The 13,458-nt window shown below is 49.5% G+C and carries 5 protein-coding genes; 1 reads left to right on the top strand and 4 read right to left on the bottom strand.

All coding sequences use genetic code 11. The annotated features are described in order from the left end of the window. Positions 1-79 precede the first annotated feature (79 nt). Positions 80-1,279 carry an IS4 family transposase gene (locus tag QMO62_RS01990; protein ID WP_284638332.1) on the top strand — a complete coding sequence of 400 codons (1,200 nt, stop codon included), beginning with the start codon at positions 80-82 and terminating at the stop codon, positions 1,277-1,279. A 627-nt stretch (positions 1,280-1,906) separates the two neighbouring features. On the opposite strand, the gene QMO62_RS01985 is transcribed toward QMO62_RS01990, so the two are convergent. The 4 genes from QMO62_RS01985 to QMO62_RS01970 all read right to left on the bottom strand — a co-directional run bounded on the left by QMO62_RS01985 (position 1,907) and on the right by QMO62_RS01970 (position 13,448). After that, positions 1,907-4,186, bottom strand: coding sequence for an S-layer homology domain-containing protein (locus QMO62_RS01985; protein WP_284638331.1), 2,280 nt, complete (start codon positions 4,184-4,186; stop codon positions 1,907-1,909). A 53-nt stretch (positions 4,187-4,239) separates the two neighbouring features. Continuing rightward, complete coding sequence (locus QMO62_RS01980) at positions 4,240-6,831, bottom strand: Ig-like domain-containing protein (protein WP_284638329.1); 2,592 nt, start codon at positions 6,829-6,831, stop codon at positions 4,240-4,242. 25 nt (positions 6,832-6,856) lie between these two features. Beyond that, the gene (locus QMO62_RS01975; protein ID WP_284638327.1) at positions 6,857-11,596 is read right to left on the bottom strand and encodes a pectinesterase family protein; all 4,740 of its coding nucleotides are present in this window, start codon (positions 11,594-11,596) and stop codon (positions 6,857-6,859) included. Between the two features lie 334 nt (positions 11,597-11,930). Further along, the gene (locus QMO62_RS01970; protein WP_284638325.1) at positions 11,931-13,448 is read right to left on the bottom strand and encodes an extracellular solute-binding protein; all 1,518 of its coding nucleotides are present in this window, start codon (positions 13,446-13,448) and stop codon (positions 11,931-11,933) included. Between the last annotated feature and the right edge of the window lie 10 nt (positions 13,449-13,458).

Here is a 13,458-nt window from a genome sequence, read left to right as displayed (position 1 = left end):
TCATGGACAAAAAAGAAAAAGGCCCTTACTGTAGAGAATGACGCGTTATCCATCATTTCTCCAAGTAAGGAGCCAACCCATGGATAACAATAAAGCGATTCGAGTCATTTGTCAATGTTTAAAAGTATTGGATATCTCGGGCTTCCGATCAACCTTCGATGATCATCGGACCAGAAAATTTTTCACAGGCACGGCCATCGAGCTGCACGTCATCTCTCAACTGTTACAACTAGCATCCTACGATGTCATCCCCATTCAACTGAGAGCCCACCCAGAGCTACAAAAGGCGATCGGACTGGAGTCCATAAGTGCTTCTCAGTTATCCCGAAAGACAGAATCGATTTGCACGGGTTCGCTTGAGTCGTTGTTTTACCACCTCATTTCCCAAATTGATCGAAAAACGGGGCATAAAACAGGGATTACGCCAAGTATTGGGCGATTACATCTAATCGACGCGACGGATATTTCACTTCCGTCACTTCTAGGGTGCTGGGCTCGCTGCGGTTCAAAGAAAACAGCAGTTCGACTTCATGTCCGACTTGTTGTGGCTGATCCGGACACTGTGTTTCCAAACAAGGTGATTGCCTCAACCTCGAACGTTCAGGAAAACAAGGTCGTTCAGGAGCTAACGTTGGATGACGATGTAACCTACGTCATGGACCGGGGCTACGAGAAGTGCGAGCACTTTGAAAAATGGGTATCCGACGGAATCCGGTTTGTGGTTCGTGTAAGAGACCGGCTCACACTGTACCCGGTCGAAGGAACCGGGCGCGAAGTTCCCAAGTCTCCAGGTAATCACCAGATCCTGCGAGATGTGGATGTGCTTTCAAACAAGACTACCATGCCCCTTCGTCTGGTGGAGTTTGTAGATGAGCACGAAAGACGGTACCGCATCCTAACGTCTCGGTGGGATCTGACAGCAACAGAAGTGGCGCTCATTTACAAAAATCGGTGGAAAATTGAGATCTTCTTTAAATGGGTAAAGCAACACTTAAATCTGGTACGTATCCACGGCAAGGCTCCCCATGCGGTATGGAATCAATTATTTATGTCACTCATTGCTTTCGCTCTTAGCTTGCTTGTAAAACTCGAATTGCAAACTGATAAGAGCCAGTGGGAGATACTAAAGACAATGAGAATTTATCTTTTTCATCCATGGGAGCAGTTTTTGCAAGAGCTGTTCAAACCGCCCACAAAAGTATCCAAGGGACGACAGAAAGTGGAGGGTAAGAGCGGACGGAAGTACGAACCCCAGAAAGGGATCAAACGCTGGAACTAAAACCAGAATAACCATTTAATGGTAATACGCGTCATAACAGATGCAGATTCGACTTTTAGCTTCTATGGTAAAATACATCATGTAAATTTATGTTAATTTCTGTGGATAACTCATGTAACTTGTTTCAATTCGTTGCATGTTAGGTTGTGTGCATCGTTAGTGGATTTCATAACGTTACAAGGAGCGTTACCGGGACGTTTTAAGCACCAGACGCATTGTAACGCGATTTTTTCATCTTACGGTGGCAGATGAACACATTTTTGGTACAGTAAGGTGATTTCATAACGTTACAGGGAGCATTACCGGGCCGTGTTAAGCGCCAGACGCTCTGTAACGCGATCTATCTGCCACAGGTATCCAATTTCGAGCTGTACATTTAGTTCGAGATCGACAAAGGCCCGTTTTTTGCGCCTTCGTGTTGCCCATGCCATTTGATAACCTTAACTTCGAGAATGTGGGGAGGTACTCCTTTTTTGTATGCCGAAAAAGCCTTATTCCACAAGGGCTTTCTAATTATGAAATTGACTTCTTTAGCAGCTTTGCATCCTTAGTTGATCCGGCGATTTTGGAATAAAAAGACTCCGGATTCGCTTAAATCGGCTCCGGAGTCTTAATTAACTGTACTTTTTATTGCTTTTTAAAGATTCTGTACATGATGGCAGCCGTTTCAGCTCTGGTGGCATTGGCTTGCGGATGAAGAAGATCTCCATCTCCGCTCACGATGCCTTCCTTCACCATAGTGCCGATGTCTACAACCGCATAGGAAGCAACACCCGATTTATCACCAAACTTCTGAATATCTTCAGCACCGCCCTGATGCGCACTCATCCCGGCAATTTTTAGCGCTCTTGCACTGAGAACCATCAAGTCCTGACGAGAGATATATTCCTTAGGATGGAAAACATTCGCGCCGGTTCCATTTGCGATCCCGAGTTGTTTGGCAATGCCCAACGCCTCGTAGTAATAATCGGATGGGCTGACATCACTGAAGTTGTCACTGAAGTCAGCGGATATTCCCAATGTCTTCACCAGAAGCAGCAGGAAGTCCGCCCTTGTAATCTTTTCCGAAGGGTTGAATGCAGTTTCAGAAGCCCCGTTGATGATTCCTTTAGAAGCCAACACTTCAATCGGAACTTGTGCCCATGGATATACACCCGCATCGTCGAAGGTCTTAAAGTCATAAGATATAGCATATTGACTGAAATGGGTCGTAGTAAAGGTTACTGTTCCCGCTGCGGCATTGTATTTGGCATTCGGAACCTTGACGGCTTTCCCGGCGCCATCGATATACCAGATTACAATATGCTCGTTAATCTTTATTTCCTCGGGTTTGGGTGTGTACTTGACAGACACCTTAACGGCTGCATCCTTATTTGCCCAGCTTATGAGCTTACCGTCCACTTTCAGATTCAATTCTACTATCGGCCTGTCGCCTATCGCATCTCTCAATTTCGGGTCTGCTATTGAAGATTTGTCAACCGCTGCAATCGGAACGGAAATGACCGTACCGGCAGCAGCCGAAGAAGCTTTGACCATATTGCCGGGTAATTCCACGCTTCCTATAGGGGTATTTACTTTGATAATCTGCTTTTTATCCCCTTGTACCAGCACGCTTGCCGGTAAAGTCGGCTCGTAAGCTTTGGCACCGTCTACTTTGTCCAGATTGATTGTAATGGTTTTGACACCCTTAGTGTCAGTCGCTGCATTGGCAAAGGCGGAATCGATTACCGCTGCTGCGATTTCCGCTTTCGCTGTAGTAGTGGAACGATCCAGCTTAGGAATCACGGTAATCGATGCTTGGTTAGCCGTCGTTGTGGAACCGTTATTGCCTCTGCCGTTGTTCCCGCCGCCGTTGTTCCCGCCGCCGTTGTCGCCGCCGCCGTTGTTCCCGCCGCCGTTGTTCCCGCCGCCGTTGTTGCCGCCGCCGTTGTTCCCGCCGCCGTTGTCGCCGCCGCCGTTATTCCCGCCGCCGTTGTCGCCGCCGCCGTTGTTCCCGCCGCCGTTGTCGCCGCCGCCGTTGTTCCCGCCGCCGTTGTTCCCGCCGCCGTTGTCGCCGCCGCCGTTGTTCCCGCCGCCGTTGTTCCCGCCGCCGTTGTCGCCGCCGCCGTTGTTCCCGCCGCCGTTGTCGCCGCCGCCGTTGTTCCCGCCGCCGTTGTCGCCGCCGCCGTTGTTCCCGCCGCCGTTGTTCCCGCCGCCGTTGTTCCCGCCGCCGTTGTCGCCGCCGCCGTTGTTCCCGCCGCCGTTGTCGCCGCCGCCGTTGTTCCCGCCGCCGTTGTCGCCGCCGCCGTTGTCGCCGCCGCCGTTGTTCCCGCCGCCGTTGTTGCCTTCACCGACCTGCAAGCTCAATCTCACCGTTTCGCTGCTGCCGTTCACTTTACCGATAGCGGTAAACTGACCGGATACGTCCGTTGATGGAACATGTGTCCATTGTACGCCGACTTCTCTATTGGCTCCGTCATCAAAAATGGCAACGACGGAGCTTGGCAATACTACCGATGCGCCCTTTGCAACAGCAATGGCCTTCATCGGTCGGAACCCGACGATGCTCTCTTCTTTGACGATACTGAAGTCCTGAAGATTCACCTTATTGCTGTTTGTGGAACCAACAAATCCGGTATAATCCCCTTTAGGCAATAAGGTAATAAACGTAGCCGCTCCGCCCGTAAGGCTCGCTTGATCCGCAAATACAAGCGAGTTCGTCTGCTTTTGCAGGATGACTATGGTTACCGGATCATTGGATGCCGCCGTATCCGTTACTTTAAATTCGGCTTTATTATTTTCAATCGTTTGCTGAACGGTTAGAGCTGAAGCGGCGAATCCTTTTATAGTGCTTGCATTGACCATCATTGCCGAGAACAGCAGCACCGCTATGAAAGCTCGAAAATACTTTAAACTCATCTTACTCATATGCTCGCCCCTAACTTAGATTCCGCACCGGTCTCCTAGTTACCCCAGTCCGACTAATGAACCGTAATTTCATTTGAAATTTTCATTCCACCTGTCATTTTGTTGACCACGAAAGCTTTGATCTTGAGTCCCTCCAAATGCATCGGGGTGCTGAAGCCCGCTTTCACCGTTTTGGTTTGTCCCGCGCTAAACGGCGACTCTACATAGGAAGTACCCAGTACGTTATCGTTCGCGTCACAAAGCTGAATGGCAATGACAGCAGTTTGATTCGCGCTGGAATTTTTATTTACCGTAACTGCGGCTACCGCATTCAATCCAGGCGTAAGACCGGCGACAGGTTTGCCCGAAATATCGGTGATCTTTACATCGCTTACAGTAAAGGAATTCGTAAGCCGAATAACTGAGAACTTCGCCGTATTGTAATACACATTGGCAATGGACGGCTGAGTCGCATCGACCGCAAATCCGATATAGGCTTCTTTCCCCATGGCAAAGGCCTTCCTCGCAAGCTCCTTCCAGGCGATCCCGTCCGTGGAGGTGTACGCAATTACCGTGTTGTCGACCCGCTCGATTTTCAGCCAGATCGGTAAGTTGTGATCCGTTAAAGCCGGCAGGTAGTCCTGAGGATAGGCGGCGCCATCCAATGTTTTTACCGCTTCACCCTTATTCATTCTCGTTGAAAAATATGTCGCATAATAGGTATCGTCTTTGTCGCCGTTCATATTCTCGTCCCTGTCCGCCTTGACGATGGATGAACTGATGAATGCCTCGGCCGCATCGGGCTCCAGACTTTCCCGGATCATGAGTCCGGAAATCGCATTGTTATCCAAGAGCGCGATCGAATCAAGTCGGGCCGTTAAAGCTGCATTGCCGCTGATAGGCTGATAAACGAAGTGGAGGCTGTCCTTGGTTCCTGTAATCTTCCCGGATCCCTTAACGGTCAAAACACCGGAGGCATCCAAGCTTCCGCTTCCTTGTACGGGAGTGCTCCCGATGTCCGCTGAATTCCACGGAGCCGTAACCTCAGGACCATTCACATGAATCGGCATAGAGGTGCTCTGCGTCGCATTTCCTTTGTTATCGTAAGCTCTTGCTGAGATATAATAGGTACCTTCTTCAGCTTGCTCCCAAATATAGCTATACGGAGCTTCCAAGTCTTCTCCGAGCTTAGCGTCATTCTTATAAAATTCTACCTTAGTAATTCCATCGGCATCGGAGGCAACTACATCCACTTGTATGGGGCCGCCTGCACCATACAAAGCGTTATAGGTTGGGGTTGTCACCTTCACGACCGGATTCTCCGGTGCATAAGACCAATCCACCAAGCTGTTCAGATAAATTTCCAAATTGCTGTAGCCGCTGGCCGTGATGGCTTTGCCGTCAGAAGCATCGTTCTTGTTCAAGCCATGCGACTCCTCCCAGGCATCGGGCATTCCGTCATGATCCGTGTCATCCGGAATGGCTCCTGTTCGCAATTCCGGGTAACCGCCGACCTCATATTCCCGATTAATGATTCTTCCTGTTCCATCGATTACATCCTGAATGATTCTGGCATCGGACGCATCCCGCTTGGGCAGGACCGCGCCTACTTGACGTATCACATGGTTATAAGCTGCTTGAGGATCCTCCACATTCAACAAATTGTACCCATTGTCTTGAAAGGGGGCATTGGAAATCACTGTGGATGCACTTTGGTCTTGAATTCCCTTTCGATTGTCAGCACTCGCCTCGGGATTGCCAAACATGAAATTACCGTTGATATAAAATTCCCCGTCGCCAGGGTTTATGATTCTTCCCTTCACGGAACTATCTGTGGAAGGACCCGGTTTGTAGTAATTATTGACTACATTGGATTTAAGCCCGATCGTTCCTCCATACGTGTTATTAAAGCCCCAGTTATAGATCACATTGTTAGCCATCGTTACAGTGCCTGGGGTCGTACCGTTTCCGAGCCTTGGCATCCGGCTCGTATGGTTAACAAACATATTGTGATGGAAGCTTGTCGCATTTCCTCCCCAGATACCGCCGTATCCATGTTTTCCCTTAATGTGACCGGATACCGTCAGGCTCTCGCTGATCAAGCTCCACTGAACCGTCATATTGTTGTTCTCGTAGAAGGACAGTGTTTCGTCCGTAGACCAGCTTGCAGATACGTGGTCAATCATCAAGTAATTGGAGCCTCTGCCGCCAAGGGAATCCGGTTCGCTATGAATATTCGCCGAACCGGGTCTAAAACGCAGGTAGCGAATGATGATGTTATTCGCATTGCTTACATCCGTATTGTATCCGGCCACTGCAATCCCGTCCCCCGGGGCGGTTTGCCCCGCGACGGTAATATTTTTTCTGCCCGAAAAGCTTAATGAGCTCGATAAGTGAATGGTTCCCGAAACACGAAACACAACCATTCGGTTATCGCTGCTTATGGCATCTCTTAACGACCCCGGACCGGAGTCATTCAAGTTGGTAACTTCATACACATCATAGCCGCGGCCGCCGCTGGCATACATGCCTCCGCCTTCGGCGCCGGGAAATGCCGGGATGGTAGAAGGGGCTCCTGCACCCTCGGCTTTGACCGTTACATCAGGAGCCAGTGATGAAAAGCCCACTAGAGCGCACATCACAGCGAATACAAATTTCTTCCTCATGGTAAGCTATCCTCCTAGTTTGGTCCTACTTCAACACGATCACATCAGATACAGGATTCATATCCATGAAGCTGTCCCATATGAAAGCTTTTACTGTATATCCGCTCACATCATCCGGCAGCTTTATACGTGCAGCGAACTGTTCTGTTTCCCCGTTCGATAAAGTCTCGGCCGTATACACAAACTTCATCAGGTTGTTATGCTCGTCGTATAGGCCAAGAACCATGACCGCATCCTTCGTAGAAGCAATGTAATTTTCAACCTGAGCCTTGACAACAATGTCCTTACCTGACGCCAATTCGGTAACTACTTGACCGTTCACATCATAGAAGGTAAGGTTTGCCGCTTTATAGGTATAAGTTACATGATACTTCTTCGTGGCTTCATTCCCGTAAGTATCCACCGCTTTGATTTCGATGTCATTCACGCCCGGCACCAGAATCAAAGTGACGTTGAAAGCTCCGTTCTTGCTAAGGGATAAGCTTGTTTTCTCTCCATCCAGCTTTACCGGTACGCCGTTATTACTGATGGTTAAGACGCTTTGTTTGTCTACGGCTCCGCTAAGAGGCAGCACAGCGCTGAATACCTGACCTGCCGGCTCAGCGGAAGTCATGGTGATGACCGGCGGCACTAATGCGGAAGCGGTAGGAACAGTGCTTACCACTTGGGACGGAATACTTTCCCCGCTTGCATTGCTTGCAGTTACGACAAAATAGTACGTCTTCTCATTTTCCAGACCGCTGATCTGGGCCTGATATACAGAACCGGTAACCGTTTGTACCTCCGTAAATGGACCTTGCGCACTTGTGCTCTGTTTTACCGTATAGGACGTCGCTGTAGCAAGAGGTTTCCAAGTAACGAGCGCACTCTTATCATATGGCTTTACTGCAACGCTTTTCGGTGCGATCGGCTTCCCCTCATTCGAATCAAAAGCGACTGTTCCGTCAGCCATGACAATGGTTACATCTTCAAAAGTCCCCGTAACGGACCTGGTTGTATTCGCTGAGGTCGCCATCAAACCTACGTAGAGCTCTTTTGGATTTCCGCTGGCATCCAGACCTAATCTTGTGGCCGTAGCGCTGATGATTTTCAACGTGTCGGATGCTACCGGATTCTCAGGAATGGGTGCAGAACTAACAATCGCTGTGATCTTATCCCCAACCTTGGTTAGCTTCAAATAGGCCGTACCTTGAAGAATAATGGTTTCATTGGAGCCGTTTGATTGTCCGCTGTATCTATACATTTTTCTTGCGTTCGATGTACTGCTGAATTGCCCGAAGAGCGAATAGTGATAGCTGTTGGCATCCAGGCTCTCTCTGACGGTTAACCCCAAGTTGCCGTAAGACGCAGATCCGGAGCCTACCAAATTCGCTTTTGCACTGATGGAATAATCCCCCTTGAGCTTAACGGCCTTCAAGTAGAACTGGTCCAATCCGGTTGCGTTTTTATCAATCCCTTTTCCTGACCCTGTTAGAGTAAATACATTGGTATCGTCATCAAAGCTTGATGAACCCGTTATGGTCGGACTACCGATATCGGCGCCGATGAAGTCCTCCGGCTTGATTTTTCCATTGGATCCCGGTGTTGCTCCCGGCGTAATGTTGACCACGTTCGAATTGGCGCTTTCACCGTAGCTATTGGACGCGGTTACAACAAATTCATATGCCGTTCCATTGATCAAGCCTGAGTAAGTGTAAGAAGTTACCGTCGGACTGTTCAACGTATATACCATGTTGTACACTGTACTTCCCGCTGGCTTGCCCTTTACCGTGAAGTATGTTGCGCCCGTTACGGTGCTCCACGTAATGTTAGCTGTGCCGTTACCGGCGGTTGCCGCGATCGTCGGTGCCGCAGGGACACCTGCAGCAACAGCCGTTGTGGTTGCTTGAACTACCGCACTCACCGCCGTATTGCCCGCTGTGCTCGCGGCCGTTACATGAAAGCTGTAAGCCGTAGACGGAGCAAGTCCCCCAACCGCGTATTTCGTTTCTGTTGTAGTGCCGATCTTCTGACCATTCTGATGGACGGCATAAATCACAGAGCCAAGCGTACTGGCGGAAGGCTGCCAGCTAAGGTCGATCTGGGTTGAGGATTGCGAGTCAACCTGCACATTAGGTGCCGTCACACTTCCAGGTGTGAAGTACTTCGGCGTCCAGTCGCTGCCCAAATAATAAGTGACATCCGTAACAGCGGCTTCGCCTGTGAGCACCTTTCCCCTTCTTGCCGAGGTGTCCGCCGGAACCCCGTTATAGGTGGTGTTATATTCGTAAAAGCCAGCATTTTCAGGGGTAGAGCTGCTCATGGACGTCCACCCTTCAGGTGTAATAAGTGAGCTGTCCTGAAGCTTCGAGTCCAAAAATTTCACCTTTGCCTCTTGTCCCCAAGGTCTTCCGAAATAGCCGGAGGTCTGCATTTTGCCGCTGGTCGCCGTTATGACGGAATCTCGGAACAAATATCCGTAGGCGGTTGCCGCAGAAGGCTTGGCAGCGGTAATGTAACCCCCCGAGGCTTGATCGCTGTACCCGGCGAAGTTCAAGATGCAGTTATCGAATACGACATTGCCGTCACCGAAAATATAATCCGTATTTCCCTCGATAAAGCAATCCTTAAAATATTGATTGGTTGCCGAGTTTCCGGTGTACAGCGTATCCTGATTGGAAAGAAATTTGCTTTTGTAAAATTCAACATTATCGGCCTCGATTCCGATCGCTGCAGCTCTTTCGGTAGCTGCCCTCGAAGTCGCGTCAAGGCCCATCTTTCTTACGGTAAGATTGGTCGGTGTGCTGATTTTGGTAACCTCGACTCCGTCATCGAGCTCTTCCTGAGTCACGTATTTATTGAACGAATTTTCAAAGGTAATGCTTTCCGCGCGAAACCCTTTCGCTTCTTTCGCCAGAAAAACGGTAGCTCCCCACTTGAAATTTCCGGGAAAGCCTTTGGCATATTTGTCAAAAGCTCGATCCTCGTTGTAGGTACCGTCGGGCCCGACACTGTAGTAATCATATCCGACGCCGTAGTACCACGTGATTTTCACTTCCTGGTTCGGATCTGTGTTGACAAAGCTGATATAGGGAGTTTTCACGATCAGCTGCTCTCGGTAGACACCCGGGGCAATATGGATCGTGATTCTTTGCGCTTCACTGGTAGGGTTCATCCGGGCTGCAGTTGAGAGCGCTTCCTTTACCGTCGCGAAGTTATTCGCCTTGGAGCTGTCTCCTACATACAAATCGGCAATTCTTGGAAGTGCGGTAGGAGGTGTGGTCGTCGAGAATTTGACATCCTTCGTTACGCTGCTTCCATTCACCACAACATGCCCGATCGTTGAATAGGTAGGGTCTGAGGAAACCGCCGTGATGGCGTAGGCACCGTCTCGAAGAGTGACCGTGTATCCACCATCCACCCCGTTCCCAGAGCCGGTAACGATACCGGTATAGCCATAGCCGTCACTCACATTTGTAAATTTGATGCTGGAAACGGTTACGGTTGACGGCAGCCCTACAAATATCCCCGATGCCGTGTAGACCGCCTTTTGGGCTACTGTGATATTTTGTGTTATGTTCACAGTTGTATTGACACTGCTTCCGCTTATCAGCTCATAATCGTTGACACCGGAAAGCATTGCTGTATATGCTACGCCTGCCCTGACATCCGCGGTATACGTCATATCGGTTTTATTGACTGCAGCCTCAACGACCGGGGCAAGGCTTCCTTCCGGCGGGTTTAACGTGATTTTGAAGTTGTTCAAGCTGTACCCGCTGTCGAACCCGAAAATGTTTCCGCTTACATTTGCCATAGCGGTTTGGGCAACGTCCAAGTTTTTATTGTCGATCCCGTTCGCAATATCCGCCGTTGAGGCGGTCAATATCTTCGTTGTGTCGGAAATCGAGTACTCTGAGCTGACGCCTTGAAGAACGGCAGTGTAGGAATAACCCGCATGAAGAATTGCATCATATGTACCGTCCGGGTTTAGCGTGGCCTTGAGGACATCTCTAGTTAAATTGTTTTGGAATACAAGCGAATGCCCTGTAAGCGCATACCCGTTCAAATTCAGATTACCGCTTACTTTCACACCGGGCGTTCTGGTAATTCTAGCGACATTCGGTTTAACGCTTCCTGTGGACTCTGTAAAATAGATTTTTAAGGTCCCGGACTCTTGAGCCAAATACGTAACCTTTTTTCCGTCCTGATCCACTGTGTCCGTATTTTTTCTAGTAGTTACGTTTGCCGCGTTGGTCAAATCAAAATTTACTTTGGTGGTGCCGGTACCATTCGTGACGAATCCATAAAGAGTAATGGTATCCCCGGCAGCCACATTGTCGATCCTCATATACTTGGCTGTGTCGTCCCCGTTACCGCCGGAGTAAATGGAGCCTTTGGAGACATATCCGTCACTAAAGGTCTTGCTGGTGGGGTTGCCGTAGGATAACGCACCGTTCACATTCCCGTCATAATAGTAAAGTCTGTTATGAGTTCCCGATGTGAACAGGGTTAATTCGCCGAAAGGAGCATTGGCTTTAAACACTCCCTTTGCAGGCGACCCGCCCGCTGAAACATAGTCGGTTAAGCCATTGAGCATGCTGACTGTAATGTGGTTTACGTAGGCTTCCCCCGCTTCCGGTACTCCGCCGAAATCCCACACGTCGAAGCCTCTGGTATTGGCCGTGCTGCCGGCCAGTACATGGACGCTGCTCGCGCCAAAAAGCGTAGTCATCAGCATGATAAGCACAAGGAGTCTGCTTATGTTGCGTTGGTATCGATTGTACATTCGATTCTCTCCTATAATCATTTGGTAAAACACAAGTACCTCTTTTCGATTCCTGTAACTGCAGCCTGCCAGATCGAAGCTTTTTGTTCCGCCTCCTTTCCTTACCTTAGCGTATTAACTTGCCGTTCAGTTCTCATTATGGCGCTGAGGACTATTGCAATCTATACGTCGCAGATAACCTGTTGCGTGGAAACCGCTGTTGAAATGTAACCGCTTAAAAAAGTTTCCTGCCGCATATCGCTTGTTTCCCTCAGGCATATGACATGACATATAGAAGAAAACCGTCTTACCTAGCTCATTGCTTGCTAAGACGGTTCTCCTGTTCCAAACGATGTTACTTCTTCGTTTTCAAATAAGCCGCTTTGTATTCCTCCATCATTTTGTCTCCGCCGGCTTTTTTCCATTTGTCGATTTCCGCTTTCCAGCCGGCTTCATCCAACTTGCCCATGATGAACTTCGTTTCCGCATCCGTAATCATTTGCTCCAGCTCCTTGCCACGCTCCGTGAACATAGCCGAATCCAAGGTAAGAGCCGGATTGCTTACAACATACTTATCATTATCGCTGACCGTCTTTTTGTTCTTCTGGAACAGCTCGGTTTCTTTCATCGGTTTATCCATATTATAATTGTCGCCGCGTTGAAGCATGGTGTCGCGGTAAGGCTTCACTTCCTTGGCATCGGCGTCTTTATCCAGCGGAAGGGTGAATTCCCCTTCGATCTTGTAGTGCTTGCCTTCGATACCTTTGTTTAAGAGGTAGACCATCTCTTTATCCAGCAGCTTATCGAGGAACGTCAGGATCTTCTTCATTTCCGCTTCGGTCTTTACCGTCGATTTGGGAATAGCCAGAATTCCTGCATTGCCGCTCTCAGCCGGTACGCGAATGCCTGCTTTTCCTTCCAGAGGAGCTACGTCCATCTGGGCGGTAGGGACCACCTTCACCAGGTTGGTCAGCATGCTCTGAGCGTTACCGCCCGAGATCCGCAGGGCCACGCGTCCGGATTCATACGCTTTATCATTCGTCGTAGCATCCACAACGGCAAAATCCTGATTGATCAGCTTCTCATCATAAAGCCGTTTGAACAGCTTCAAGGTGCTGAAAAACTCATCGGTCATAAATTCCGGGGTGAAATTGCCCTGGGCATCGACCTTCCATTTGTTCGGACCGCCCTGAGCAACACTGAGACGAGTCAAGGTTGAGGCCGTACCTTGGTTATAGTTTTTGTCCAGCAGGTAGCCGTACGTGTCATTCTTGCCGTTCTTATCCGGATCGTTCTCCGCTACATACTTCATCACATTGTACCAATCGTCAAGCGTCTTCGGCACCTTCAGACCCGCCGCATCCAACCAATCCTTGCGGTAATGGACTACAGCACGGCCCAAATCGCGGTAGATCGGAACGCCGTACAGCTTGCCTTCCACCAGAATGTTGTCATAGAACGTTTGGGGCTGGGCGGCCAGGTTTTTATAATTTTTGAGATGGGGGCCGATTTCCCAGAACTGGTCGGATTTCATTGCATTGATGATAGTAGGAACGTAGTTAACCTTCATGAGCTTTGGAAGCTCGCCTGAAGCCATCATGATATTGATCTTCTCGTCATAGGCCGAGGTAGGAATCCATTGGTATTCCAGATTGGTGTTCGTGTATTTGGCGATGCCCTGTTCCATGGGATTGCCTTTAGGCGGAATTTCTCCAACCTGATTAACGACGATCGACAGATCAAGCGGCTTCGTATCCTCAACCGGCGATGGAGCGCTTCCGCTGCCTGCCTTGTCGCCGCCGGAGCTGCAGGCGGACAGCACGGTCGTTGCCAGCAGGACGCCACCCATGATTACTGCTGCTTTTTTCTTCATCTTTTGTACC

Origin of the sequence: Paenibacillus silviterrae (genome assembly GCF_030167925.1) — a bacterium.
Classification (GTDB): domain Bacteria; phylum Bacillota; class Bacilli; order Paenibacillales; family NBRC-103111; genus Paenibacillus_G; species Paenibacillus_G silviterrae.
Note: the sequence above shows the minus strand (reverse complement) of the source record. Positions and strands in the feature narration are given on the sequence as shown.

Excerpts from the sequence above, each read along its gene's own strand:
- QMO62_RS01990 (WP_284638332.1), top strand. The coding sequence starts at position 80 with ATGGATAACAATAAAGCGATTCGAGTCATTTGTCAATGTTTAAAAGTA.
- QMO62_RS01985 (WP_284638331.1), bottom strand. The coding sequence starts at position 4,186 with ATGAGTAAGATGAGTTTAAAGTATTTTCGAGCTTTCATAGCGGTGCTG.
- QMO62_RS01980 (WP_284638329.1), bottom strand. The coding sequence starts at position 6,831 with ATGAGGAAGAAATTTGTATTCGCTGTGATGTGCGCTCTAGTGGGCTTT.
- QMO62_RS01975 (WP_284638327.1), bottom strand. The coding sequence starts at position 11,596 with ATGTACAATCGATACCAACGCAACATAAGCAGACTCCTTGTGCTTATC.
- QMO62_RS01970 (WP_284638325.1), bottom strand. The coding sequence starts at position 13,448 with ATGAAGAAAAAAGCAGCAGTAATCATGGGTGGCGTCCTGCTGGCAACG.